This is a genomic window from Brevibacterium oceani, from assembly GCF_017948325.1.
GTDB lineage: Bacteria > Actinomycetota > Actinomycetes > Actinomycetales > Brevibacteriaceae > Brevibacterium > Brevibacterium oceani.
Genome location: NZ_CP072846.1, coordinates 406,785 through 432,971 on the forward strand (window position 1 = coordinate 406,785; position 26,187 = coordinate 432,971).

At 64.0% G+C, this 26,187-nt stretch carries 23 protein-coding genes, 2 pseudogenes and 1 other annotated feature; of the genes and pseudogenes, 19 read left to right on the forward strand and 6 right to left on the reverse strand.

Going from position 1 to position 26,187, the window contains the following annotated elements; genetic code table 11:
• Positions 1-68: 68 nt before the first annotated feature.
• Positions 69-572: a VOC family protein gene (locus J9314_RS01850; RefSeq protein WP_210604221.1), complete on the reverse strand. Its 504-nt coding sequence runs from the start codon at positions 570-572 to the stop codon at positions 69-71.
• A gap of 170 nt (positions 573-742) precedes the next feature.
• Between J9314_RS01850 and J9314_RS01855 the strand changes: the two genes are divergently transcribed.
• The 7 genes from J9314_RS01855 (at position 743) to J9314_RS01885 (ending at position 9,107) form a co-directional block, all read left to right on the forward strand.
• On the forward strand, positions 743-1,828 hold the full coding sequence (locus J9314_RS01855; RefSeq protein ID WP_210604222.1) for a helix-turn-helix transcriptional regulator: 1,086 nt from the start codon (positions 743-745) through the stop codon (positions 1,826-1,828).
• 21 nt (positions 1,829-1,849) lie between these two features.
• Positions 1,850-2,467, forward strand: a complete 618-nt coding sequence (locus tag J9314_RS01860; protein WP_210604223.1) for a YdeI/OmpD-associated family protein — start codon at positions 1,850-1,852, stop codon at positions 2,465-2,467.
• Positions 2,468-2,578: 111 nt separating this feature from the next.
• A complete protein-coding gene (locus J9314_RS01865) occupies positions 2,579-3,562 on the forward strand; it encodes a cation diffusion facilitator family transporter (RefSeq protein WP_210604224.1) in 984 nt (327 codons plus the stop codon).
• A 185-nt stretch (positions 3,563-3,747) separates the two neighbouring features.
• Positions 3,748-4,290: an XRE family transcriptional regulator gene (locus J9314_RS01870; RefSeq protein ID WP_246490555.1), complete on the forward strand. Its 543-nt coding sequence runs from the start codon at positions 3,748-3,750 to the stop codon at positions 4,288-4,290.
• Positions 4,291-4,717: 427 nt separating this feature from the next.
• On the forward strand, positions 4,718-5,980 hold the full coding sequence (locus J9314_RS01875; protein ID WP_246490556.1) for a hypothetical protein: 1,263 nt from the start codon (positions 4,718-4,720) through the stop codon (positions 5,978-5,980).
• Positions 5,981-6,258: 278 nt separating this feature from the next.
• A complete protein-coding gene (locus J9314_RS01880; RefSeq protein ID WP_246490557.1) occupies positions 6,259-7,383 on the forward strand; it encodes an SNIPE associated domain-containing protein in 1,125 nt (374 codons plus the stop codon).
• Positions 7,384-7,586: 203 nt separating this feature from the next.
• Positions 7,587-9,107 carry an IS1634 family transposase gene (locus tag J9314_RS01885; protein WP_246490558.1) on the forward strand — a complete coding sequence of 507 codons (1,521 nt, stop codon included), beginning with the start codon at positions 7,587-7,589 and terminating at the stop codon, positions 9,105-9,107.
• Here J9314_RS01885 and J9314_RS01890 read toward each other — a convergent pair.
• A protein-coding gene (locus tag J9314_RS01890) for an IS3 family transposase (RefSeq protein WP_425514171.1) occupies positions 9,082-10,316 on the reverse strand; the annotation gives its coding sequence in 2 pieces (ribosomal slippage) (positions 9,082-10,037 and positions 10,037-10,316; 1,236 coding nt in all). The genes J9314_RS01885 and J9314_RS01890 overlap by 26 nt on opposite strands.
• Positions 9,910-10,038 (reverse strand) — a sequence feature (AL1L pseudoknot). (Overlaps the previous gene by 129 nt.)
• Positions 10,317-10,379: 63 nt before the next feature.
• On the opposite strand from J9314_RS01890, the gene J9314_RS01900 reads away from it, so the two are divergent.
• Positions 10,380-10,526 carry a hypothetical protein gene (locus J9314_RS01900; protein ID WP_210604227.1) on the forward strand — a complete coding sequence of 49 codons (147 nt, stop codon included), beginning with the start codon at positions 10,380-10,382 and terminating at the stop codon, positions 10,524-10,526.
• 202 nt (positions 10,527-10,728) lie between these two features.
• Here J9314_RS01900 and J9314_RS01905 read toward each other — a convergent pair whose 3' ends face one another.
• The gene (locus J9314_RS01905) at positions 10,729-13,842 is read right to left on the reverse strand and encodes a DEAD/DEAH box helicase (RefSeq protein ID WP_210604228.1); all 3,114 of its coding nucleotides are present in this window, start codon (positions 13,840-13,842) and stop codon (positions 10,729-10,731) included.
• Between the two features lie 240 nt (positions 13,843-14,082).
• Here J9314_RS01905 and J9314_RS01910 point away from each other — a divergent pair, with 240 nt between their 5' ends.
• On the forward strand, positions 14,083-15,054 hold the full coding sequence (locus J9314_RS01910) for an alpha/beta hydrolase (protein ID WP_210604229.1): 972 nt from the start codon (positions 14,083-14,085) through the stop codon (positions 15,052-15,054).
• A gap of 256 nt (positions 15,055-15,310) precedes the next feature.
• Here the strand turns inward: J9314_RS01910 and J9314_RS01915 are convergent, their stop codons facing one another.
• Entirely contained in the window at positions 15,311-16,858 is a 1,548-nt protein-coding gene (locus tag J9314_RS01915; RefSeq protein ID WP_210604230.1) for a hypothetical protein, read from the reverse strand.
• A 312-nt stretch (positions 16,859-17,170) separates the two neighbouring features.
• Here J9314_RS01915 and J9314_RS01920 point away from each other — a divergent pair, with 312 nt between their 5' ends.
• Complete coding sequence (locus tag J9314_RS01920) at positions 17,171-17,539, forward strand: Cif family virulence factor (RefSeq protein ID WP_210604231.1); 369 nt, start codon at positions 17,171-17,173, stop codon at positions 17,537-17,539.
• A gap of 15 nt (positions 17,540-17,554) precedes the next feature.
• Complete coding sequence (locus J9314_RS01925) at positions 17,555-17,875, forward strand: biopolymer transporter Tol (protein WP_210604232.1); 321 nt, start codon at positions 17,555-17,557, stop codon at positions 17,873-17,875.
• Between the two features lie 24 nt (positions 17,876-17,899).
• Here the strand turns inward: J9314_RS01925 and J9314_RS01930 are convergent, their stop codons facing one another.
• Positions 17,900-18,622: a haloacid dehalogenase type II gene (locus tag J9314_RS01930; RefSeq protein WP_210604233.1), complete on the reverse strand. Its 723-nt coding sequence runs from the start codon at positions 18,620-18,622 to the stop codon at positions 17,900-17,902.
• A 102-nt stretch (positions 18,623-18,724) separates the two neighbouring features.
• Here J9314_RS01930 and J9314_RS01935 point away from each other — a divergent pair, with 102 nt between their 5' ends.
• The 8 genes and pseudogenes from J9314_RS01935 to J9314_RS19410 all read left to right on the forward strand — a co-directional run bounded on the left by J9314_RS01935 (position 18,725) and on the right by J9314_RS19410 (position 25,343).
• On the forward strand, positions 18,725-19,513 hold the full coding sequence (locus J9314_RS01935) for a MerR family transcriptional regulator (protein ID WP_210604234.1): 789 nt from the start codon (positions 18,725-18,727) through the stop codon (positions 19,511-19,513).
• 125 nt (positions 19,514-19,638) lie between these two features.
• The gene (locus J9314_RS01940) at positions 19,639-20,256 is read left to right on the forward strand and encodes a small multidrug efflux protein (RefSeq protein WP_210604235.1); all 618 of its coding nucleotides are present in this window, start codon (positions 19,639-19,641) and stop codon (positions 20,254-20,256) included.
• Positions 20,257-20,382: 126 nt separating this feature from the next.
• Complete coding sequence (locus J9314_RS01945; protein WP_210604236.1) at positions 20,383-20,829, forward strand: hypothetical protein; 447 nt, start codon at positions 20,383-20,385, stop codon at positions 20,827-20,829.
• 10 nt (positions 20,830-20,839) lie between these two features.
• Positions 20,840-21,517: a homing endonuclease associated repeat-containing protein gene (locus J9314_RS01950; protein ID WP_246490559.1), complete on the forward strand. Its 678-nt coding sequence runs from the start codon at positions 20,840-20,842 to the stop codon at positions 21,515-21,517.
• 124 nt (positions 21,518-21,641) lie between these two features.
• Positions 21,642-23,258: pseudogene (locus J9314_RS19395) on the forward strand (ATP-binding cassette domain-containing protein); the annotation flags it as partial.
• A complete protein-coding gene (locus J9314_RS19400) occupies positions 23,227-23,571 on the forward strand; it encodes an ATP-binding cassette domain-containing protein (RefSeq protein ID WP_425514193.1) in 345 nt (114 codons plus the stop codon). The pseudogene J9314_RS19395 and the gene J9314_RS19400, both read left to right, overlap by 32 nt.
• Before the next feature lie 68 nt (positions 23,572-23,639).
• Positions 23,640-24,353: pseudogene (locus J9314_RS19405) on the forward strand (ABC transporter transmembrane domain-containing protein); the annotation flags it as partial.
• The gene (locus J9314_RS19410; protein WP_425514194.1) at positions 24,351-25,343 is read left to right on the forward strand and encodes an ATP-binding cassette domain-containing protein; all 993 of its coding nucleotides are present in this window, start codon (positions 24,351-24,353) and stop codon (positions 25,341-25,343) included. The pseudogene J9314_RS19405 and the gene J9314_RS19410, both read left to right, overlap by 3 nt.
• Positions 25,344-25,490: 147 nt before the next feature.
• Here the strand turns inward: J9314_RS19410 and J9314_RS01960 are convergent, their stop codons facing one another.
• Positions 25,491-26,027 carry a TetR/AcrR family transcriptional regulator gene (locus J9314_RS01960; RefSeq protein ID WP_210604239.1) on the reverse strand — a complete coding sequence of 179 codons (537 nt, stop codon included), beginning with the start codon at positions 26,025-26,027 and terminating at the stop codon, positions 25,491-25,493.
• Positions 26,028-26,187 lie beyond the last annotated feature (160 nt).

Here is a 26,187-nt window from a genome sequence, read left to right on the forward strand (position 1 = left end):
TGAGAAGGGTACTGTTCCCGAGGCCGACCGGATGGACCGCTCAGTGCTGAGCACTGAACCCGCCGACCTCAGTGCTCAGCGGCGACGTCGATGACCCAGGTGACACCGAACCGGTCGGTGAGCATGCCGAAGCCCGGGCTCCACGCCGAGGCGGCCAACGGTTCGATGATCGCCGCACCCGCGCTCAATCCCTCCCAGTAAGCGGTCACCTCGGCGAGGGTCTCACCCCGCACCGAGAGGAAGAACGGGCGATCGGTGATCGTCATCCCGTACTCACGGCGGGCACCAGGAGATGGAGTCGCCGAGGTGGTGCCTGCATCGTCGTTTCCCGCGACGGAGGCCCCACTGTTCGGGTCAGCGCTGCCGGGGATGTCGTAGGCCATGACCCGGAATCCTTCGGGTGAGGTGAGGCCGCCGAAGACGATGAGAGCCGCATCGGGCGAGTCGGCCGGTGCGCCGAGCTGACCGTAGGTGGTCGCCTGCACCTGGCCGCCGAAGACCTCCTGGTAGAAGTCGAGAGCGGCGCGGGCGGTGCCTGGGAAGTTGAGATGGGTGGTCGTCGTGATGGTCATGGTCGTTCCTCTCCGTGCAGTCGCCTGCATCGAATCTGCGGCGACTGATTGTCGCCGACACCCACTCTCACACCAGTAGAGGACAGATTCGGTCCGCTATCTGAGGCACAATGGAATCTATGACGGGGACGAATCGATGACTGCGGCAACTCGGTGATGGGGCCGACTCCATGACTGACCCGTCGTCGCGCATGCTCGACTTGCTCTCGCTGCTTCAGGTGCGCAGGGACTGGTCCGGGCTGGTCCTCGCCGAGCGCCTCGGTGTGACCACACGCACCGTGCGCCGCGACGTCGACCGACTGCGCGAACTCGGGTACCGGATCCGCACTCTCAAAGGACCCGACGGCGGGTACCGACTCGAAGCCGGCTCCGAACTCCCGCCCCTGCGTTTCGACGACGACCAGGCCGTGGCGATTGCGATCGCGCTGCAGAACTCGCCGCAGACCGGAGTCGAGGTCACCGAGGCGGCCGACCGTGCCCTGGCCACCATCCGCCAGCTCCTCCCGCACCGGCTCCGCACCCGCATCGACCGCCTGACCTTCACCACCATCGACGGTGCCGATTATGCCGACCCGACCGTGATCGAGACGATCAGTACGGCCGTTGCCGAGTCGATGGTTCTGCGTTTCGACTACGCCACTGGCAATGGTGGCGGCGATGACGGCAGCGCCGAGGAGGACAGTGATTCGCCGCGCGCGAGTGATTCGCCGCGCGCGGCCGCGTCCGGATGTCCAGCCTCCGCTGGGACGTCGGCCGCACCGCCTCGGCGGGTGGAACCGCACGACCTCATCGCCCGATCCGGCCGCTGGTACCTCGTCGCCTGGGATCTCGATGCCGACGATTGGCGCATCTTCCGTGCCGACCGGATGTCCCCGCGCTCCCCGACCGGCCCGCGCTTCCAGCTGCGGGATGTGCCCGGAGGCGACGCAGCGACGTTCATCGAGGCGAGGTTCAAAGGCTCGGAGAGCGAAGACCGCTGGCCGTGCACCGGCACCATCGACGTCGATGCCCCCGCCGCCGAGGTGGCGCCGTGGTTCCGCGACGCCCACGTCGACGCGCTCACCGTCGACTCATGCCGTGTAACCCTCGGTTCGTGGTCGTGGACCGGTCTGCTCGCTCACGTGCTCAGGCTCGACGTGCCCTTCCGCATCCAGGGGCCCGTCGAGCTCCTCGAGGCGGCGAGGGCTCTCGAAGTCCGGCTGGGCAGGTCGGCCGAGGATCCACCTGCGTCCGTCGACGAACGGCCGAACCGGTAAGCCGATGAAAGGCAGCACCCGATGACAGACCACACCTCGGATGGCACTACTCCGTCCGGCGCGACACCAGCCGGCACCGTCCCGGACACCCCGCTCATCGTCGCCGACCTCGCCGCCTGGCGCGACTGGCTCATCGAGAACGAGGCCGACGCTGGCGGGGTCTGGCTGCTGCTTGCGAAGAAGGGAATCACCTCGCCGACCTCGCTCGGCTACCAGGAGGCCCTCGACGAAGCCCTGTGCGGAGGATGGATCGACGGACAGCGCCGCAGATTCGACGAGACGACCTACGTCCAACGCTTCACCCCGCGCCGACCCCGCTCGATCTGGTCACAGCGCAACGTCGACATCATCGCCCGACTCGACGCTGCCGGACGGCTCCGCGATCGTGGACGCGCCGAGGTGGCCGCCGCCCAGAACGACGGCCGCTGGGACCGCGCCTACCTCGGGCAGTCACAGGTCGACGTCCCCGACGATCTGCGCGCGGCCCTGGCCAGGGCTCCGGCCGCCTCGGCGAGGTTCGATGCTCTCACTCGCTCGGAGCGGTTCCAGGCGATGCTGCCGATCCTCACCGCCCGCTCCGACGAGGCCAGGGCGCGGATCATCGCGCGACTCATCGGCAGCCTCGGCGAACGGGGGTGACCGACCGGGCAGCCGCCTCGGCGACGAGCCCCGCTTCAACGATGCCCCGCCTCGGTGAGGCAGTACGGTCGTAAGCTGGGACCGACCCCCCGCCGAGTGAGAGGAAGCGCGATGAGCAAGCAGGACAGCGAGCAGGCGTCGAGCGACAGCACGGTCACCGTCATCATCGCCTTCGTCGCGAACCTCGCGGTGGCCATCGCGAAGACGATCGCCGCGGTCATCACCGGCTCCGCCGCCCTCGTCGCCGAGGCGGCCCACTCCTGGGCGGACACCGGCAACGAGATCTTCCTGCTCGTCGCAGAGCGCCGTGGGGCGAAGCCGGCCGATGCGAAGCACCCGCTCGGGCACGGTCGCGAGGCCTATGTGTGGTCGATGTTCGCGGCCTTCGGTCTCTTCTCTGTCGGCTCGGCGGTGTCGATCTGGCACGGCATCCAGTCACTCTCCGCCGGCGAATCCGAGACGAGCTACCTTGTCGGCTACATCGTCCTCGGTGTCTCGGCGCTCTTCGAGGGCTTCTCGTTCATCCAGTCGGTGCGGCAGGCCCGCGGTCGGGCGGTCAAGCTGCGTCGCCACACCGTCGACTACGTGATGAACGGGTCGAACCCGACCCTGCGTGCGGTGTTCGCCGAGGATGCTGCGGCGCTCATCGGCATCGCCATCGCGTTCCTCGCGATGCTGCTCCACCAGATCACCGGCATTGCCGCGTTCGATGCGATCGGCTCGATCCTCGTCGGCGTGCTGCTCGGCATCGTCGCGATCGTGCTCATGGACCGCAACCGGCGCTTCCTCGTCGGCGAGACCGTCAGCTCCGCCGTGCGCGATGACCTGCTCGAGTCGATGCTCGAGAACCCCTCGATCGCCAGCGTCTCGTACCTCCACATCGAGTTCGTCGGTGCGGGTCGCGTCTACGTCGTCGCGGCCATCGACCTCACCGGCGACGACCGGGAGAGTGCGCTGGCGCTGCGACTGCGCGAGGCCGAGGTCGAACTCGAGAAGCTGCCGATGATCCAAGAGGTCGTCCTCACTCCATCGGCTCCGGGACGCAAGCAGCTTGAGGTTGGCAGGGCTGATCAGGGGCCTGAGCGGTTGTCGTGACCGGATTGTGGGCTGGGGCGGTGGCGGTGATCGCCGAGGCGAGTGTGCGGCGGTCAAGGCTCCTGCAGTGGGGATAAGCTCATGATCGCAGGGAGAATATTTACTTTAGGGTGCCTAAAGTAAATTTCGAGGAGCAGGTCCGCAGGGCGTAGTCGCCGCTATTGCACCGGGCTATATTCGTTCACATGGGACGTTTCCACTCGGACAACCCCGGCACGCTCATCCGGGACGCACGGCTTGATCTGGGCATCACCCAGACCGAGCTTGCGGGACGTGCCGAACTCCCCGAGACCACCATCGCCGAAATGGAATCGGGTGCGATGAGTGTCTCGCCGGACATGCTCGAACACGTGCTGAGGGCCGCGGACTATAGGCCCAACCTCGCCCTTAAACACTATTACGCAGAGATTCGACAGGAGGCTACACGGCGGGGTCTGCGCAACGTTCGGATATTCGGTTCGGTTGCCCGCGGCGACGACGGGTTCGACAGTGATATCGACCTTCTCGTCACTCCGGGCGAGGGAACGAACGCGTTCGACATCGCCAACTTCGTTGATCGCGTCCGTCAGATCACCGGTTTTCCTACGGAGGTCATTGTTGATACGAAGCCGTTTCCTCCCGGATGGACAGCGGGAGAAGAAGCCGTTTCCTCCCGGATGGACAGCGGGAGAAGAAGCCGTTCCGTTGTAGGGGTTTCCACGAAATGGGTCCTTATGGAGCCGCGCTGATGCTCAGAGGCAGCCAAACCATTACGGCGCGTGGAGGGTGCACACCCGAAACGTTCTTCACTTGACTCGAAACCTGCTGAATAGTGCTTGAGAGGGCTTGCGAGTTGCTTTACAAAATAGAAAGGAAGTCTCTTCGCTGATTTCGCGAATCTAGGTGAGATGAAATCTCCGACTTGCCCGGCTGTCCTGTGGTCTACTCCTTGACTGGCTACGCAACCGTCGTCGTGGGGAGTGGAGACTTAGACGCGGCACGGGGTCTGAACGGCAAGAACGTTGCACCATTCAGAAGTCGTGGACTGTTGGTCGGCCAGCCATTTCACGCTGGTTTAGAGGCGAGGCATCGATAGTAGGACCGTCATTTAGAAGCTATTTTTTGAAATCTGACTAGTTGGATAGTCTGAGGTTCCTACGGTAGGAGGAAATGGCAATGGCTCGACGCAAAGGCTTTGTTGCTGAGGTTCAGCGACAGATGCGCATTCAAGCACAGCAAGAAAACCAGCGACAGCGTGCACGAGAACGTGAACGCGCCGCGGCGAATAGGCGACTAGAACAGGCGCAGCGAGAGCAAGAGCGTGCGAGAGTTGCGGCTGCAAAGGCAACAGCAGCTGAAAAGAAGCGACTGGAGCGAGAAGCAGCCGCAGCTTATGTGGCTTCACGTCAAGCAGAGGTCGAAAAGCTCAACGACGAACTGGCGGCAACCTACGCGGAACTCGACGGCATCCTGGCGGCGACATTGCCCGTCGATGACTTTATTGATCTTGAAACCTTCCGAATGAAGGTGGAGCATCCACCGTTCGAACGCGAAGACTTGCGTCAGCCGTTGCAAAGGCCAGCGCCGATCCCAGACCCCGCATGGCCTGAAAGAGCTGAAGTACCGAAGCCAAAGGGACTCTTTGGTCGCAAGAAGAAGCTTGCGAAGGCCCAGATGGAAGTGGAGATAAAGTACTCGGCAGATTTTGAACGCTGGCAACGCGAAGTCGCTAGTCTGCCGGCACGACGGGAAGCGCAAGAGCGAGAATACGCAGAAGCAGAAGCAACAAGAGTTGCACGGCTCGAGACTGCTCTCCAGCTGTACAAGCAGGAGTGTGAGAGCCGACAGAACGAAGTCGACAAACTCAACGCTGAACTGGACGAGTTCATCTCAGAACTCAGCTACGGGGTCCCCGAACGAGTTGAAGAGTACATTTCGCTCGTCCTGACAAACTCGTCATACCCAGAAGGGTTTAACGTCGAACACTCGTCTAAGTTCGACCCCAGCACTGCTGAGCTGACTATGCAGGTGTTAATTCCTGGCCCGTCGGATATCCAAACAGTCAAGAACTACCGCTATGTGAAGACTTCGGATGAAATCACGGAGACGTCTCTCTCACAGAAGGCCATCAAAGATCGCTACGCGGGCATTGTCCACTCGGTGGCGTTGCGTACCTTGCATGAAGTGTTCGAAGGTGACCGACGAGAGTTGATCCAAGCCATCTCACTTGTGGTGGCGACTGAGACCTTGAACCCAGCGACTGGGCGAAACGAGTTTGTGCCGTTGGCGGCAGTGGCAGCTGGCCGCGAGACTTTCAACTCTCTGGAACTGTCGGCAGTAGTTCCTGCGGCAACCCTGGAGTATCTCGGCGCTACAGTTTCTAAGAATCCGGTGGGTCTCGTTCCTGTTGACGTCGATGGCATACGGGCAACTAAATGACAGATGACGGTGGATTGGTTTTTAATCCCCCTCCAGGCTGGCCCGCGCCGCCGAAGGGATGGCGGCCACCTGCATCGTGGGCTCCGGATCCTGCATGGCCTCCACCGCCCCCAGGCTGGCAACTATGGATCTCTGAAGACCAAGGTGCCTCAAACGAGTCCAGCGATGATGCCGCGGATGCACACGTCGGCACTCAAAGTAGTGAGGCGATAGGGCAAACCGGGTCAGAGACGGTGGGCGATCAACTTCCGCCGCGCCCAAGTAGCCCTCCGGCCTCGGTGCCAGACCTGCAGGCGGAATTGGAAGCTCTCGGTGCCGAAAACTTGAGGCTTAAGCAGCAACTCCATTCTCGTGCATCCGACCTAGTCGAGCTGAACGACCAAGAGGTGCTCCAAGACGTTGGTATTTACCGGTACCATCACCCACTCGAGTCAGCAGCTGCATACAAAGAACGGCTTCGAGAGATTGAAAGCCAAATTGCTGACCTGGTGAAAAGCAAAAGAGCGATAACTCGTTCAGAACTGTTTACGTTCAACAATTCCTTGGCGCAGGGGAAGAAGCTCTCCAGCGATCTGGGGAGGCTCATGTTGCGCGCCTACAATGCCGAAGCTGACAACGTGATCCGATCACTCAGAGCCGGAAATCTTCGAACGGCACTGCGGAGGCTCGAAGCAACCCGAAATGCCATCGCCAAACTGGGTGCATTGATGGAGATGCAGATCGGTGACCAGTACCACGATCTTCGCGTGCAAGAGGTTGAGCTGACCGCTGACTGGCTGATGAAAAAGCAGGAAGAGCGCGAGGAGGCAAGGGAAGAACGGCAGCGTCTCCGGGAAGAGCGGAAGGTTCAACAAGAACTTGAAGAAGAGCGTAAGCGTCTCGACAAAGAGAAGACCCACCTGACGAATACTTTACGTATTCTTCGGGAACAGGGGCAGGCCGATGATGCATTGATTGAGCGCCTAGCAGTCATCGACGAAGCAATCGAGCACAATGACTTCCGGGCGGCAAATATCAGAGCTGGATACATCTACGTGATCTCGAATGAGGGCGCATTCGGTCGAGGCGTGGTGAAGATCGGTCTAACGCGGAGGCTTGAGCCATCTGAGCGGATTTCCGAACTGAGCGGCGCTTCTGTCCCGTTCCGCTTTGATACGCACACTCTGTTTTTCTCAGAGGACGCAGTGACTCTTGAAAACGAACTTCACAAACACTTCGCTGATCGTGCCTTGAACCAGGCGAACCCCAGGAAAGAGTTCTTCTTTGCGACTCCTGAGGAGGTAAGACTAGTCCTGATGGAGCGTGTCGGGAACATACTGGAATTCACTGATACGGCGGACGCCGTGGAATTCAGACAGTCGTGGTCCAAGTGGCCGGAACGTCCACGCGAACTAAGGGGATAGGGGCAACCACGCCTACCCCTCGAGCAGCCCCTTGATGTCTTCAGCCGTGACGGTCTGGCTGAACGCCTGGCCGGAGGGTCCGCGGCCTTCGAACCTGACTTCCACAACTAGGTGCTGATTTCTCGATCCTGTTTGTGTTTGCGCTGGTCAAAAGGTCGCAAATTGTGTTGGTGGGACACTAATCGGCTGTCTACGATGGGGTTATGTCGCCTCGTCTCCGGAAAGTCACCACCGGTTCCGGGGCCACTGCCGTGCAGATCGTGCGCAAACACCGTGGGAAAGTCACGGTCCTTGAACACCTGGGATCTGCTCACACAGAAGCAGAACTGACGGCTCTGCTGACCGCAGGGGAAGAGAAGCTCGCTGGCTACGGTGCAGCCGAGCAGCTCGAGCTCGAACTTGGCCTACCCACCGGCACTAGTGCACCGCCGCGGGCACGAACCGTTGTGGGTTCACGGGCATCCATCCTCATCGACGCCATCACCCAGTCGTGGAAGAGACTCGGCTTCGGCCAGGTGATCAACGACGACGCCTTCTTCCACCTCGTGCTTGCACGACTGGTCGAACCCACGTCGAAGGCTGATAGTCTCCGTGTCCTTGCCGAACTCGGCATCGAGCCACCGCATCACAACACGTTCCTCAACTGTCTACGACGGGCCAACGAACGCGACTACCGCGGGAAGATCGCAGACAAATGCTTCGCCCACAGTGTCGCCACCACCGGCATCAGTCTGCTGCTCTATGACGTCACGACATTATATTTTCAGGCTGAAAAGGAAGACGCGCTGCGTCAGGTCGGATACTCGAAAGAACGCCGCGTCGACCCACAGATCGTCGTGGGTCTTCTCGTCGACCGAACCGGATTCCCACTCGAGATCGGCTGCTTCGAAGGATCGAAAGCAGAGACCCACACGATCATTCCCGTGATCAAAGCCTTCCAAGAACGCCACCATGTCACGGACATGGTCGTTGCAGCCGATGCCGGGATGCTGTCGGCGAAGAACCTCAAGGAACTCGATGATGCCGGCCTGCGGTTCATCGTCGGCTCAAGGCAGACGAAAGCCCCACACGATCTGGCCACCCATTTTCGGTGGAACGGTGAGTACACCGAAGACGGACAGATCATCGACACGATCACCCCGAAGGGTGTGAAGCGACTCGATCCGGAGCGGGTGAAGAAGAGACGCGAACCTGTCTGGTCACCTGAAGAGCATCCGGATGCGTGGCGAGTGGTGTGGCAGTACCGGCGTAAGCGTGCGATGCGTGATGAGCAGACGCTGAACCTGCAGCGTAATCGGGCGTTAGCGATCATCGATGGTGACAAGCCGGCGAAGAAGGCACGGTTTGTGAAGGTCACGGATGAGGAGAAAGCCTTCGATGAGAAGGCTTACGAGCGGGCGATGAAGCTGACCGGGTTCAAAGGTTATGTGACGAACATTCCCGTCGGTACCATGCCGGCGACCGAGGTCATCGGCAGTTATCACGACCTGTGGCATGTCGAGCAGTCTTTCCGGATGTCGAAGACAGACCTGCGAGCCCGCCCGATCTTCCACCGGACCAGGGACGCGATCGAGGCACACTTGACGCTCGTGTTCACAGCATTGGCCGTATCGAGGTTCATGCAGGACGCGACCGGGGTGTCAAGCCCCGGGTTTGATGGAGAGTTTTCTACTTGGAAATCGTCAGCTTGTGCACGAGCTAGGCAGCCCGTGGCAGCGCGTTGAAATAGTCTGCTCGGAACGCAGCGGGAGTCGCACCACCGAGTGCTCCGTGAGGCCGGTACGTGTTGAACCAGTGCACCCACTCCGCCGTGGAGATCTCGACATCATCAATACCTTTCCACGGACCCTTGTTCCGGATCAGCTCGGCCTTATAGAGTGAATTTAAGGCTTCGGCAAGGGCGTTATCGTACGAGTCGCCTTTCGACCCGACAGAGGCGACGGCGTCTTGTTCGGCCAGGGCCTCGCCATAGCGAATCGCCCGATACTGGACCCCGCGATCTGAGTGGTGCACCAGCCCGGATAGGTCGCCACCTGCACGTTTCCGCTGATAGATCCCCATCTGCAGAGCATCAAGAGCCAACTCGGTATGCAGCGATCTCGAGACTTGCCAGCCGACGATCTCGCGGTTGAACACGTCGGTGACGAACGCGACGTAGACCCACCCGGTGAACGTGTGCACATAAGTTATGTCGGCAACCCACAGCCGGTCAGGGGCGAAAGCCGCGAAGTGGCGATCGACGAGATCGGCTGGACAGTTCTCCCGCGGTGCTGACCGTGTGGTGTTCGGTGCTTTGGCCCTCTTGATCCCGTGTAATCCGAGGTCTTTCATCAGGCGTTCGATCGTGCATCGGGCTACATGCCCGCGCCCTAACGGGTCGGGTTCGCGGTTGAGGACGATGTGCATCTTCCGGGCTCCGAACGCATCGTAGTTGTTCGTATGCACCCTGCTGATCTCCTCTTTCAGGATCTCGTCACGTTTCTGCCTATTCGAGGCTGGCCGCTGTTTGCGGGCATAGTAGGTACTCGGAGCGATCTTCACGCCGGCAGCACGCAGCGTGGAACAGATCGGCTCGACTCCGAATTCGTCCTTATGCTCGTCGATGAAGGCGACGATTACTTCGAGGGGCGGTCGAGCTCCGCCGCGAAGAAAGCCGACGCCGACTTCAGGATCTGGTTAGCCCGGCGCAGTTCCCGGTTCTCTTTCTCGAGGTCCTTGATCCGCTGGGCATCAGCGGTGGTGGTGCCGGGCCGGTCGCCGGCATCGACCTGGTCCTGGTTGACCCACGACCGCAGCGTTTCGGGGTTGACACCGAGCTGGTCGCCGATATGGCGGAAGATGCCGCGGCGGGCACCCGGGTCAGCTTCGAGTGCGTCGAGGACCATGCGGACTGCTCTCTCACGAAGCTCGAGCGGGTATTTCTTTTGGGGCATGACAGGGAAGTCCTTTCCGTGGCTTCACTGTCTCCATTATTCCCGGGGCGAATCAGGGCGTCGTTGAAGAAGATCATCACGAGTTTGCGGCCGTTGCGGGAGTTCACCGGGCAGGTCGGTGGGCAGGACATCACCTTCGATCCCGAGGTCACTGGCGAGGCGAAAGAAATCGCGGCGGAGCTACTGCCGGACCGATTTTCGGGACACTAAAATTGTGGAACTCAGGTTGAACCAGGCGAACCCCAGGAAAGAGTTCTTCTTTGCGACTCCTGAGGAGGTAAGACTAGTCCTGATGGAGCGTGTCGGGAACATACTGGAATTCACTGATACGGCGGACGCCGTGGAATTCAGACAGTCGTGGTCCAAGTGGCCGGAACGTCCACGCGAACTAAGGGGATAGGGGCAACCACGCTTACCCTTCGAGCAGCCCCTTGATGTCTTCGGCCGTGACCGTCTGGCTGAACGCCTGGCCGGAGGGTCCGCGGCCTTCGAAGGTTCCGGCGTCGGACATGAGGGAGTCGAAGAGTTCGGCCTTGCGCTTCTGCAGGGCGAGCACCTTCTGCTCGATCGTGCCCTCGGCGACGTAGCGGTAGACCATGACGTTCTTCGTCTGCCCGATCCGGTGCGCCCGGTCGATCGCCTGATTCTCCGCGGCCGGATTCCACCACGGATCCATGAGGAAGACATAGTCCGCCTCGGTGAGGTTGAGGCCGAACCCGCCGGCCTTGAGACTGATGAGGAACACCGGTGCCTCACCAGTTCGGAACGCCTCGACCACGGCCCCGCGATTGCGCGTCGACCCGTCGAGGACCACGTACGGAATGCCTCGCGCCTCGAGCCCGGTGGCCACCCGGTCGAGGAATGACGTGAACTGACTGAACACGATCGACCGGTGTCCCTCGGCGATGACGTCCTCGAGCCGGTCCATCAGTGCCGCCAGCTTCGACGATGGCACCTCGGAGTGCTCGGCGTCGACAATGGCGGGATCCAGGGCGAGCATGCGCAGCAGGGTGAGTGACCGGAAGACGATGAACCGCTGCTTGTCGTACTCGCTGTCGATGAAGCCGAGGATCTTCTTCCGCTCCTTCTGCAGCACCCGATCGTAGAGCTTCCGGTGCGCAGAATTGAGCTCGACCGTGATGACCTGCTCCTGCTTCTCCGGCAGATCCGCAGCCACCAGATCCTTCGTCCGCCGCATCATGAACGGGCGGATCCGTCGCTGCAGACGCTGCATGCGCCCCGGATTCTCACCCGACTCGATCGGGCGGACGTACTCGTCATCGAACCGGTGCGGAGACGGGAACAGCCCCGGCGCGGTGATCGAGAACAGCGACCACACATCCCGCAGCGAATTCTCCAAAGGCGTACCCGTCAGCGCCAGCCGGAACGGTGCGTTCACCTCTTTCGCCGCCTGATGAGCCTGCGAGGAAGCGTTCTTGACGAACTGCGCCTCATCGAGGATCAGCCCCGCCCACTCCATCCGCGAGATCGGGTCCTCCTCGAGCCGCAGCATCGCATACGACATGACGATGACATCGGCACCGCGAGCCACCTCGGCGAGGTCGATGCCACGCGCCCGCGTCGACTCGGCGACGACGCGAACGTCGAGGTCAGGGGTGAATGCGGCGGCCTCCTTCACCCAATTGGGCACCACCGAGGTCGGAGCCACGACGAGGAACGGCGGCAGCGTCGCATCGCCGGCGCCAGAGGGACCGTCGTCACCGGGGGAACGGTCGGCCGCCTCGGCGTGGGTGATCTTCGCATGCTTGATGAGCGCGAGCGTCTGCAGGGTCTTGCCCAGGCCCATGTCATCGGCGAGGATCCCGCCGAGGCGGCACCGGTAGAGCAGCGCCAGCCAGCGGAACCCCTGGACCTGGTAAGGCCGCAGGCGTGCCGCACCCAGCTCTGGCACCTCGGTGGCGGGCAGATGTTCGAGATCCGCGAGTGCCTGAGCCGACTCCCGCCAGGTCACGGCCGGTTCGGCCTCGTCGGCGAGGTCCTCGAAATCCGACCACAGGCCCACATGCAGACGCGAGATCTTCGGGGACTCGGGCTCCCATTCGGGGATGAGATCCGCCTCGGCGAGGAGGGCCTTGAGCCGGTCGAAGATCGGCTTGTTCAGCGACAGGAACGAATCGTCGGAGAGCTTGATCTTCTTCGTCCCGCGCGCCAGCGCCTTGTACAGCTTGACGAAGGGGACCGGGTGCCCGTCGACGGTGACCTGGAAGCCGAGGTCGAACCAGTCGTTCTTCTCCGATTCGACGGAGGTGATCTTCACGTTCGGTTCCCCGCCGAGCTCCCGGTAGGGCTGCTTCTTCCCGCGCGTAATGACCTTGAGATACTCGATCTCCTCGAGGGCAGGCACGACGGTGACGACGAAGTCCGCGGTGTCCGCGTCGTCGAGCTCCGTGTCGCTGATCCGGCTCAGCGCGGACCCGGTTTCGTGGGTGTCGGCGAGCACCCGCTCGACCTCCTTGACCACGGCATCCTCGTGGTCGAGGTCGCGGACCTTCGCCTGCTCCGCCGCCGAGGCGGCCGTCCGTTTGGCCCGATCGCTGACCGGGTAGGTGCGGCGGGGTCCCGAATACTCCCAGTACCAGCGCAGGTCGAGCCGATCGCCGGCGCCGAAGGTGAGGAACGCGACGAGGTGCGGCGCCCGGTACTGCGGGAAGGTGACGGTGTCGTCGCTGCTGACGACCTCAGCGCTGGTACGCAGCTGCGGGTAGTACTCCTCGAAGAACTCCTCGGCCTCGGCATCGGGGATGGTGATCGGTCCGGGGGAGCGCAGCACCGGCAGCGCGGATTCGTGCGTCGGTTTTTCGGCAGGCGCGAGAGTGACGGAGAACCCGGAGGTCACGTCGACGCCGAAGAAACCGTGCGTCCAGATCGGCTTGATGAGACCGGGGGTAAATTCGCGTTCGTCGATGCTCGCCTGCGTCTGGACGCGAAGCCTGCCCTGGCTGCGGCGGATGTCGACGGCGGCCTTCGCACGGTGCCCGACCCAGACGGTCATGCCCGGGTTGATGCCGACGAATTCGATGCCGAGCCTCTGCCCCTGCGCGAAATGCTCCCAGAGCAGGGGAGTATGGAAATCGCCGAGGTGGTACGGCGCCCCATCGGGCGTGAAGTCCGTCTTCCCTCGAGTGCGCAGGCCGGCGAGCTGGGCGAACCATTCCTGATGGGCCGGGTCGATGCCGTGCTGGCGGGCCATCCGATCGATGGTGCGCCAGCTCAGCGACTTCTTCACCCAGTTGCCGGATCCGCTGAGCATGAGTGGGCGGATCGCCAGGGACGGGTTCGCGCCCGGGGTGACGTCGTTCTTCTCCAGCAGCACCGAATGTTGGGCTTCGAACCAGGTGCGGGGGATGACCTCGACGAGCTCGAATCCCAGGGCCACGGGCGTATATATCTGCGGAGCCGCCTCGGCGAGGGGTGCGAAGGCCTCACGCCAGTCAGCGGGCGTGCCAGCGGCACCCGTCGCGGACGGATTGCCGGTCGCGGCGGGGTTCGAATGGTTCTCGGGCACGAAGCCATCTTCTCATTGGACGGTGACACGGCGAATTGATGCGCCAGGCTGTGATGGCTGCCGACACCGGAGGCGGATATGCCGACTCGATGGCTGAGTCGAAGCTCCACACCTCACCCGCCATTCGGCGGCCGAATAGTCAAAGATCTGGAACACTCGGCGGAGGCGATAGACAAACGGATTACCTAAAATCACAATACCGGCGTCGTGGAGAGACGATGCAGATCAAAGGAGATCACCATGACAGAAGCGAAGACGCACATCAGGCCACCATTCGACCCGGAATTGGAAGCCGTGCTGGCCGCAGTGGGTGAGCAGCTGCCCTCGACGATCACCCCGGAGATGATCCCAATCATGCGAGACGCGGATGTGACTGCGCCGATCGCCGAGGTGCTCGAAGGACGCGATGTCTTGCACAGTGAGGTCACGATACCCGGATATCAGGGTGCCGATCTGGTGGCTTCGATTTTCACCAGGTCGGACCATGAAGCCGGCGGGCCCGGAATCTTTCACACACACGGTGGCGGCATGATCATCGGCGACAGGTTCACTGGAATCGAAGTGATGCTTGATTGGGTCGAGCGATTTGATGCAGTTTGTGTCTCCATCGAGTATCGTCTTGCGCCAGAATTCCCAGACCCATTCCCAGTTGAAGATTGTTACGCGGGTCTTGTCTGGACGGCTGAGCACGCCGATGAGCTCGGCATTGACCCCAGCCGACTGCTCATCGCCGGAGCGAGTGCGGGCGGAGGACTCGCGGCTGGAGTCTCTCTGCTCGCTCGGGATCGAAAAGGTCCTTCTCTATTTGCTCAATGTCTCATCTACCCGATGCTCGATGACCGCAACGGCACAATCTCATCACACCAGATTGAAGGCGAAGGAGTGTGGGACCGCACCAGCAACTTCACTGGTTGGGATGCACTTCTCGGTGATCGTCGCGGGACGGAGGACGTGTCGATCTATGCTGCTCCGTCTCGAGCGGTCGACCTGAGCGGACTTCCCCAGGCTCACATTGACGTCGGTACGGCCGAGGTGTTTCGAGACGAGGACGTAGCTTACGCTTCGCAGATTTGGGCCGATGGTGGTGTTGCAGAACTGCACGTGTGGCCCGGAGGGTTCCACGGTTTCGACATGATGGCACCGCACACTGCGCTTTCACAAGGAATGATGACTACTCGAACCGCATGGCTGGCGAGAATTCTCGGAGTCTGAGGGCGGCGTGGTTGGAGCCTAGCACGCGAGGCCATCTTAGGGTCCTGCGCACTAAACTGAGACGTGGACGCAGCGCTTGTCACGCGGAGGTGGAGGTGCGATGCAGGAATTGGTCGGGAAGCTTTCGGCGCTTGACCCTGAGTCGAGCGAGTCACTGAAGGTCATCCGTCGATAAAGGCGCTCGGGTTGGCCCAGTCGGCCCGTGCACGTGCGGGCGGAGTGATGCTGGTGGGCGGCGTCCTTTCGACCCCGACCGCTATTGCGACCCTGACCGGCGGCGGGCTGTGATGGCGACCATCGCGATACCGGCGATGAGCAGTGCCCCGCCGAGACCCAGTGAACCGAGTTCGGCCCCCGTGCGCGGCAGCGAGGCGGACTCCGACGCCGCCTCCTCGGAATCGGACCATGCCGAGCCGGCGCGGCTCCAGTGCGCTGATGTCCTCTCGCGCGATGTCGACTCGTTCTGAGCGTGCGGAAGTTCCGTGTCTTTTGAGCCCGTCGTTTCTGTGCCTGGGCTTGTCGGCTCGGTCGGCGCGATGTCTTCGGTGAGGGTGAAGTCCGCCCACGCTTCGGCGTCGTCGCTGATGACGAAGAGGTGGTAGTCGCCGGGCGTCGGCTCGGCAACATCGTTGGCGGTGACGGTTCCGGACACTCGTCCCGAGGAGTCGGCCTGGAGGTCGCCGTCGAAGTAGAGGGCTTCCTCGGAATCGTCAGAGAATGCGAATCCGAGGATGGGCTCACCTTGAGCGAAGGGTTCGGCGGTGAAGCCGATTCCCTTGTCCGCGAAGTCGGAGACGCTCATCCGGGTCGCCGACATCGTCAGGGTGCCCTCGACGGCATCAGTGTCGGACACGACGGTGAACTCGGACTGGATCACCTGATTCGCGACGCCCTCACGAGCGACGGTGACGGTGACGGTGACGACTCCTGGTTCGACGAAATCCTCGGGCAGGTACATGAACTCGACCGACGAGGACCGTGCCACTGCCACCTCGTCGTCGAGTGAGTTCGTCACTCGGTCGCCAGGCTCCAGGCCGGACACTGTCACCGTGATCCCCTCGAAGTAGAGGTCGGACTCGGTGATCTCGTCGGAAGAGACGGTCACCGAGGCATCGATCTGCGCGGGTGCGTCCGAGTCGGAGTCGGCGGTGTCAGTGTCGGCGGTGCCTGCTGCCGACGTGCCGTCGGTCCCGTCGCCGGAAGCCGTGGTGCCATCTTCCTTCGTGCCGGTGCCGTTCGCGGCTTTCGGATTGTCCACCATGTCCGAGTCTTCCGCTCCGGCCGGTGCGCTCGTCTCGCCTGCGGAGTTGCCATCGTTGGGTGCGTCCGTCGAGACGCTACGCGCACTCGCCGAGGTGGCGCCGTGTTCGGACACGGACCTGCCGTTGTTGTTTGTCCTGCCGGCATTTGCCCGCGTGCTCGAACCCGAAGTGTGACCGGACCCGGAAGAGACCGTCGAGTCTCCGGTGCCTGTACCTGGCTTCGCGCCGGCCGACGAGCCGTTGTTCGCCGATCCATTTCCCGCGGAGCCGCGGTCGGCCGGGTCATGCTCGGGGAGCAACTCGGTCGGTTCGGTCGAATCCGGTGGCAGAAGCGCCTCGGCGGAACCGTTCGACGAAGGCCCGCCCAGCTGATCCGGGACAGGCTCGGGGGATGACCCGGTGCCGTCCGCCTCAGCCGACGGCCCCTCCGGAATCGCAGCGGCCGCCTCGGTGGTCGTCGTCTGCGCATCGGCGAATGCCGGAGTCGCACCGAAGCCGAACAACGCCAAGGCAAGGGCAGAGGCGATGACGGTTCTCTTCATGGGCGGGGTCGCTTTCGGGGATTCAGTGACGGGGAGAGGCATAGGCCTCCGAAATCTGAACAGCGGTACAGTCTGTGGGAACCCCGTCGGTCGAGGTCGGGCCCAGCGAGTCTCCGAGCGAACTCGATGCCTATGACGGAATCATAAGATGCCCGGCACCTCGAAGTTGTTGAAATCTGTATCTATCGTGAATTCGTTACCGAGCTGTTCCCATGTGCGCGAGTTGCGGCCCTCTCGCCAGGTCGGATGGCAATGGTCGTGGTGCGAGCACATCCCTGCGATGCGTCAGTGGCGTGCGCTACCCTCGACGGCATGAATGAGAACAATGAGGTTCACACGGAATTCTTCGCCACTTATACGCGAGCCCTGCTCGATCGCGATGCCACGGCCATCGCCGCTCACTACGCCGTGCCGGCGCTCATCGAGTTCCCGGGACAGCGGATCCTCGTCACGGATGCCCGCCAGACCGAGGACTTCTTCGCCGGGGCCTTCGGCCAGTACGCCGAGGTGACCGAGGCAGATGCCGATATCACCGTAACCGCGAAGACCGATCACAGCATCTGGGCCGATGTCACCTGGCACTATCACGGCGGTGCTCCGGACGAACGGAATATGTACCAGCTTGTGCGCACGGAGGCCGGCTGGAAGATCGCGGTCCTCACACCGCTGGTGTGTGAATGAGAGGAGACCCTGCCGATGCCTGATTCTTCGGATCGCACGACGGAAGACTCGTACTCCGAGGACGACAAGTGGCTGGTCGTCAAAGGACGTCGGTGGCGTCGGACCGACCCCGAGCTGGAGTCGACGGTTGTCGAAGAACTGAAGAGTCATCTCGGCAAGGCGAGGAATGCGGTGCGCACGACGAAGAAGAACGGGACGGAGGAGGAACTCAAACAGGCCCGGCATCGGGTGGATATCGCCAAGCACGGTCTCGGCGAACGAGGCGACTACTGGTGGGAGATGACGCTCGATAATCGACGCAAGCGCGCCGAGGAGGCGCTGCGGGAACTGCGCTGAGCGCGGTGACCGTGGCGACTGCGCTCAGACGATCTGACGTGCGAGGTCCTCGAAGTCGTCGGCGATGACATCCCAATCACCCTCAGGGGCGAGGTCGCTCGTTTGGGCCGGGCCGTATTCGGTCGGACGGCGCACGAACGCGGTGCGCAGGCCGAGTTCGGCAGCGGCGGCGAGGTCTCCGTTGTGAGCGGCGACCATGCACACCTGGTTGGGTTCGAGACCGAGGACCTCGGCAGTGCGCAGGTATGCGGCGGGTTCGGGCTTGTAGGCACCAGCCACCTCGGCGCCGAGGATTGCATCCCACGGAAGCCCTGCGCGTTTGGCCACGTCCAGGGCCAAACGGATATTCGCATTCGACAGCGGTGCGATGATGAACCGCTCCTTCAGCCGGGTCAGCCCGGGGACCGCGTCCGGCCACGGATCGAGGCGATGCCAGGCGAGATTCGTCTCGTCGAGCACCTCGGTGGGGACCGAAGCAGGATCGACCCCCACCTCGGCGAGCACGGTCTCGAGGTTCTCCCGATGGAGCACATCGAGCCGGACGAACTCACGCCCTCCGTTGCGCACCCGCTCCATCGACGGTTGGTACTGCGCTCGCCAGCGATCGGCGAAGTCATGCGCATCGAGATCGGGAACATGATCGCGCAAGTGCACGGTCACCTCGGCGGCCACACTGTTCCTCCAGTCGACGACCGTGCCGAACATATCGAAGACCAGGGCCTCGACCCCGTCGAATCGTGCAGTCATGGTTTCACGGTAGCCCGAGGCTGCAGGAGCGTCTATGTCAGCACCACCGCATAGACTGGCAGGCATCCGGCAACGACACGGCACCGACGAAGGGGACCGACCGTGGGATGGAGCACGAGTGAACTGGCGCGCCTGACCGGCACGACCGTCAACACCATCCGGCACTATCACAAGCTCGGTCTGCTCACCGAGCCCGAGCGGATGAGCAACGGCTACAAGCAGTACGGAGCCTCCCACCTGCTCCGACTCCACCAGCTTCGGCGAATGCGCGAACTCGGCATTCCTCTGTCCGACATCGGCTCGGTCGATGATGACCACGAACAGCAGCAGCTCGCGCTCAAGCAGCTCGAACGCGACCTCGGCGAGCAGATCGCCGTGCTGGAGAAGGCCCGCACCGAAGTGACCCAACTCCTCGAACACGGGGCACCGATCGATACGGCGTCGAGTTTCATCGACATCGCCGCGCGGATGTCGCACGCCGACCGCAGCCTGATGAACATCTACTCGAGCCTCTACGACGAATCGGCGATGTCGGAGATGCGGTCGATCATGTCCGACACCACCCCATACGACCAGGAGGTCGACGAACTCCCCGAGGATGCCGACGAGGCCACGCGTGCGCGCCTGGCCGAGCAGATCGCCCCGAGTATGAAGCGCAGCCTCGAGGACAAGCCCTGGCTGCTCGCACCGACGTCACGGATGAAAGGCGATGTGAAGATGGGGCAGGCCGCCATCATCGGCACGATCGGCGAGCTCTACAACGAGGCCCAGATCGACGTCATCCAACGTGCCTTCATCTCCGTCTTCCCGACCCTCGACGTCCCCGAGGCCGACCGCGAGCGGTTCATCGCCCACATCCAGCAGATGATCCGCGAGGAGGAGGAAAACTGAGGGTTTGCTGAGTTCGTCACTGACGGCTTGACCCGGTTCCGAGAACACAGTCTGTACTGAACACATCGACCACAAGATCTGGATCAACCGGACCGGATCTGACGATCACCGTTCAGGAGGACACCATGAACCCCGTCATCGATTTCTTCCAGGGGCTCGCCGCCCACGTTCCCGACCTTCTCCAGCCCTTCATCATCGCCGCAGCCGGAGCCGTTCCCTTCATCGAAGGGGAGATCTCCTCGATCATCGGCGTCTGGGCCGGCATGAACCCGATCGTCGCGGGAGTCGCCGGTGCCATCGGCAACTTCGTCTGCGTCACCGTCATCGTTCTCCTCGGCGCCCGAGCCCGCCGCGCCGTCGTCACCCGCAAGGCAGAGAAGCGTGAACTCGCTGCCGTCGGTGCCGGCGTTGGCGCCGGCTCCGAGGCGGCCGGGACGGCCGCTGAAACCCTTCCGGCTGATGGCACCGCAGGTGACACGGTTGCCGAGGGCAACCTCGGCGAGGATGACAAGCCCGAGTCGAAGGGCAGGACCAAGTTCAAGCGCTTCCTCACCCGGTTCGGCGTTCCCGGAGCGAGCCTGCTCGGACCGCTCGCGATCCCCACCCAGATCACCTCGACGATCCTCGTCGGTGCGGGCGTGAAGACCTCGTGGATTCTGCTCTGGCAGGGCATCGCCATCATCGCCTGGACGACCCTGACCACGCTCATCGCCACCGGCGCCCTCACTCTGCTCGCCGGCTGAGGTTGTCGGGGCCCGTACCCACCAGCGCTTCGGGCGCTCGACGCACCGCGCGCATCCGCACCACTCGATCCCGCACCACTCGATCCCGCACCACCCGAACCTGCACCACAAGAGAGAGGAAGACCCATGACCATCGCCCACCGACACCGCCGCCCGCTGACGTTCTCGGCATTCGTGCTCGTGGCATTGGGCCTGCCGGTCGTCCTCCCGTTCTCCGCGACCATCATCGGCTGGGTGATCCGCCTGCCGATGCGACTCGACCTCGCCGATGCGCTGCTGGCGACACTCGGAGTCTTCGCCGCCTGGTTCGTCCTCACCTCGGTGATCGACGTGATCATCGACGGCAGCGATGCCGCCGGGTCGCTGACCGGGCGATTCGTCTCCGCGGGAGCCTCGCTGCTCATCCTCGGCGGCGGGTATCTGCTCATCCTCGACTCGGCCTGGGCGGCCGTGACCATCGCCGGAATCCTCGCCGGACTGGTCCTCGCGCTGAGCGTGTGGGTCGACGTGAGGCTGGGACAGCAGGCCCGCAGCCGTCCCGTCGTGGGAGCGCGCCGACGACTGAGATCGTAGTATGGAGGGGATGTCTGATTCCGGGAAAGCCCACACGTCGTCGCCGGCCGTGCTCGGCGCGCTGCTGTTCATCACCGCGCGCAGCCTCGATACCGCCGACGTTCCCGGCACGCTCGCAAGTGCCGATCCCGCCCAGCTGAGCCCGGCCGACCGCGACATCCTCGCCGAGGTGGAGCTCGCCCTGGCCGCCCAATCCGAGGGTTCCGACAGCGCCGGCGAGCCCGTGGGGTCCGCGTCGACCGTGACCTCCACCCTCGCCGAGGTGGCCGCCGCCATCGCGTACGTCCGTGGCCGTGCGGAGGTCCCGAGCCTGACCGCCAGCCGCTATGACGTCTTGCGCAAGACGGTGCTCGGCGGACTCGGCGCGGCATCGGTCAAGGGCGCCACCGTGTGGCCGCCGACCAGCCAGACCGCAGTGCAGCGATTCGGGTCGTGGAACCAGGCGCTCAAATCTGCTGGCCTGGCCACGAACAAGATCGGACGCGCCAAGGGGCAGCTGCGCTTCGACGCGGCCGCCTACGACAAAGCGATCGGCGAGTTCCTCGCCGACTGCGAATCCCGCGGGCTGGCAACCACCTACAAGTCCTACACCGACTACGCCGCCGAACATAAGGGCGAGGTGCCCTCGGCCGCGGCGGTGCGGAAGTTCTACGGCAGCTGGAACTCAGCCCTCGCCGCCGTCGGGTGAAGGGTCGGCTGCTCGCCCGAAGGGCCGCGGAACAACCTTGCGTGAGAGAATGATTCTCAACAGGACATGGGCTCTGCTCAGAGCCGCACATTGAGATCACGGTGACTCCGCGAAAGGCAGGCAGATGAGCGCGCCCGGGCATCCGCAGCAGGGTTCGACCCACCCGCATTCGGCTGAGAAAGCTCCACTCCACCCGGATATCAAGGATGCGACTCCGCGCTGGTTGCTCTGGACCTCCGTGGTCATCGCGTGGGGTTCGGCCGCCGCAACCGCTCTCCTCTTCGTCCGCGTCGGCACCCTCCTCGACGGCAGGCCACTGAGTCCAGCGACGAGTGTCAGTCTCGTCCTGCTCATCGCCATCGCCGTGGCCTGCGCCTGGGGCGGGGTCGTCTTCTCCGATTGGGCCTCATCGACGACCGAGCGACGGCTGCGCTCCCTTGTCATCAGCCGGGTCTTCGACCTCGGCGCCGTGGCCACCAACCGACGTTCGAGCAGCCTCATCTCCCTGGCCACCGATGCCGTCGACCGCACCGCACACTACCGTGCCGGATTCCTCGGCCCCATCGTCGGTGCGCTGACGACTCCGCTGCTCGTCCTGGGCATCATGGCACTGACCACGAGCGCCGAGGTCGCCAGCTGGGTCGCCCTCCTCGTCCTCCTCGTGCCCGTGTTCATCGGCGGCTTCCGACGGCTCATCCGACCCGTCGGTGCCGCCTACCGGCGCTCCCGCGGCCAGCTGACCAGCAGTTTCCTCGGTGCCATCACCGCGCTCGAAGACATCGTCTATGCCCGAGCGGGCCGACGAATCGGTGACGACCTCGCCCGCCGAGGCGAAGCCCACCGGCGCAACCTCATGCGCCTCCTCGCCGGCAACCAGCTCCTCATCCTCGTCGTCGACGCAGCGTTTTCCCTGACCGTCATCGTCGCGGCAGCTGCGCTGACGGTCGCGCGGGTGAGCGACGGGTCGCTCAGCCTCGGCGAAGGGATGACCATCCTGCTGATGACGACGCTGGTCATCGGGCCCGTCGACATCGTCGGCCAGTTCTTCTACATCGGCGTCTCCGGCCGGGCCGCGCAGCAGCGGATCAGTGGCCACCTCGGCGACCACAGTGCGAGCACCGAGGTGCCGGCCACCACGGCACCGAGCGGTGAGACTCCGACGGACCACCGAAGCGATAGCCACCGCGACCCCGCTGGGACCGATGCCGGCCACAGCACCGAACCGCGTCCGCCAGCGCTGGAACTGCGCTCGGTCACGGCCGGCTGGCCGGGTGCCGAACCGGTGTTCGTCAACCTCGATCTGCGAATCGAACGAGGAGAACGCGTCGCGATCGTTGGGCCGAGCGGGGTCGGCAAGTCCACCCTCTCGGCACTCATCCAAGCCCACCTGACACCGCAGACGGGGCAGGTCATCGTCGACGGAATCCCGACCAGCAGCGGCTCCGGCAGCGCCGACACCCTCACCGAGGCGGCCAGCCAGGTCGACATCCACGATCCTGCCGAACGGGAACCGTGCGAACACCTCCCCACCGAGGCAGCTGTGCGTTCCCACCTCGGCGTCGTCGAGCAGCGGACCTTCCTGTTCATGGGCACGATCGCCGACAATCTCCGCCTCGCCCTCCCCGCCGACGATCACGCAGCCGACGATTCCCTGCTGTGGGAGGCCCTTGACTTCGCAGGGCTGCGCATCGACGTCGAAGCGATGCCCGATGGTCTGGACACCGAGGTCGGCGATCACGGACGGCTGCTCTCCGGGGGGGCAGGCACAGCGGTTGGCGATCGCCCGCGCCTGGCTGCGCGATGCTCCGATCCTTCTCTTCGACGAACCCACCTCGCAGGTCGACCTCGCCGGAGAGGCTGCGATCCTCGAGGCGCTGGGCCGCCTCGGCGCCGAGCGTACCGTCATCATGATCGCCCACCGCCCCGAGGCCATCCTCGCCGCCGACAGGATCATCGACCTCGCCGAACTTCGGGCACACTCCTCCAATGGAGCAGAGACTTCCGGCGATGCACCGCCCTCAAGCCGTACACCCGTTCGAGGAGGATCCCAGTGACCCGCGTTCGCCTCGCCGCGCGCCTCCTCGACGCCGCCGGCAACCTCTACCCCTCGCTCATCGCCTCGACGATCTGCCGCATCCTCAACCAACTGTTCGGCATCGCGCTCCTCGTCATCGCCGCCACTGCCTTCGTCGGTGCCGCACAGGGTGGGGTGCCCCACCGCGGCGCGCTGATCACCACGCTCATCGTCATCGCCCTGGCCAAGGCGGGTCTGCGCTACCTCGAGCACTACCTCGGCCACCGTGTCGCCTTCACCGCACTGCAACGGCTGCGCGAGCTCTTCTTCACCCGACTCGTGCCACAGGCGCCGGCCGCGACCACCGGCCGTGCCGGTGCCGAGCTCACCGAACGCGCCTCCGGCGACATCGACCGGATCGAGGTCTTCTTCGCCCACACCTTCCCGCCTGCCGTCAGCGCCGTCGTCGTTCCCGCGGTCGCGATGACGTGGTTGGGCCTCGCCGTTGATGGGACGCTCGCGCTCACCCTCGCCGTCATCGTCATCCTCATGCTCGCAGCACCCGTGCTCACCAGCCGGTCGACGTGGCGGGCCTCGGCCGATGTGGCGGAGGCGCGCGGTGAGCTCGCCGGGCACATCGGCGACGACGTGCACGGCATCCGCGAGGTCCTCACCTTCGGTGCGCAGTCTCGCAGACTTGAGAAGCTCGACGCCGATGGCCGAGCGCTGAGCGCGAACCGGGCCTCGGTTGCCCGGATCCAGGCAGGACGGTCTGCACTGCTCGTCGCACTGCAGCTCATCGGGCTCGTCGCCGTCGCTATGGTCGGAACGGCCGGTGGGGAGATCGCGGGTGGTGGCAGTCTCGCCGCTGGTGGTGGCGCTGCTTCGGATGCCGCGCTGGCGACGGCCACCGCGCTCGCCGTGTTCGCCGGGCTCTGGGTGCCGGTGCGCGGCATCGAGAACTTCTCCACCGGCCTCGACTCGGCCCTCGCCGCGGCCGCACGCGTGTGGGAGATCATCGACACCGCCCCCGCGGTCCCCGACACCGGGACTGCCCAGCCGCCGAAAGGTCCGACCGGCATCTCCGTCGATGCCGTGACCCTGCACTACCCCGGACGTGAGACGCCCGCCCTCGCCGAGGTGGCCGCTCGGTTCCAGGCGGCAACGTGGAGCGCCGTGGTCGGGGTGTCCGGATCGGGGAAGTCGACGCTCGCATCACTGCTCGTCCGCGGTCGCGATCCCGAATCCGGGGCGATCCGCCTCGGCGAGGTCGACGTCACGGACCTGCCGCTCGATGTGCTGCGCGAGCGCATCGCCTTCGTCACCCAGCACCCCACGCTGCTGTCGGGCAGCCTGGCCGACAACCTGCGCCTGGCCGCACCGGAGGCCAGTGATGACCTCATCGGCGAAGCGCTGGCGATCGTTGCCCTCGACGAATGGGCGACTGGTCTGCCGGAGGGCCTGGCGACGCGGATGCAGGGGCGCGGACTCACGGTCTCGGGAGGTCAGCTGCAGCGGTTGGCGCTCGCCCGTGCACTCGTCGCCGAGCCGGAGGTCCTCGTGCTCGACGAGGCGCTCAGCCAGCTCGATGCGACGACGGCGAGCACCGTTCGGCAGCGTCTGGCGCAGCACCGACCGGAACTCACGGTCATCGAGATCACCCACCGGGCCGACCTGCTGCCCGATGACACCGAGGTGGTCGTCATGGACTCCGGACGTGTCGTCGAACACGGGGCAGCGGGAATGCTGCGCCGAGCAGATGGCCTCTTCACCCGCGTCGAGGCGAGGAACACACCCGGCCGCACTGAGTGAACTCGGCATTGCTTCGGCCAGGGGCGCCGTCGTCTGACTGTCGACGAGTCAGACGACCCGGGAGAGATTCGACTCCTGGAACGATGCATTCGCCGCCATCGGCCGAGGCGGGGCCGCGTTTCGCCACTTCAGCGAGTTCTCCACTACTCAGGATTGAAGCAGCACTGACACAAGATCAGCGACGGACCGTTCGTCCATCGGGGCAGTTCCCACCGCCGAGAGAGCGAGATAGCCGATGATGAGGTCGGCCATGATCGGCAGGGGGCCGGCTACGACAAGGTTCTCGGCATGTCTGGCTGCCTCCAGGCGATCGATGAGCACTCTGCGCACTGGAGAGGTGAGGACCTCGTCGAAAGCCCCAGCCCGGGTGCCGTCGCCCGCTGACGCCGCCGCCAGCGCGCGAACCACTGAGGCGATGCGCGGCTGTCCCACGTACCGAGCAACGCCGGTGAGCCAGGCAGTCAGATCCTGTCGTATGTGACCGGTGTTCGGGACGGGCTCGACCTTCAGCGAGAAGGTGCCGTGGAGCACCGCCTCGGCGGCCAACCCTGCTTTGGAACCCCAGATGCGATACAGGCTCTGTTTTCCAGCTCCCGAACGTTCGGCGATGGCCGCAACAGTCATGTCGTCGTAGCCGCGGTGAGAGAGCAGCGCTCCTGTCGCTTCCAAGACCGCCGCTCGCATTGCGGCACTCTCCGGGCGACCTACACGCGGTCGGGAAGGAGGAGTGGCCATGAGGGACATGATGCCACAACTTCACGATGCGAATTCACTGAAGATACCTGCAGGGAGGCCAGTCCCGCATTGCGGTGGGAGATCGTCAAACCTATTATGAGAACGCAGT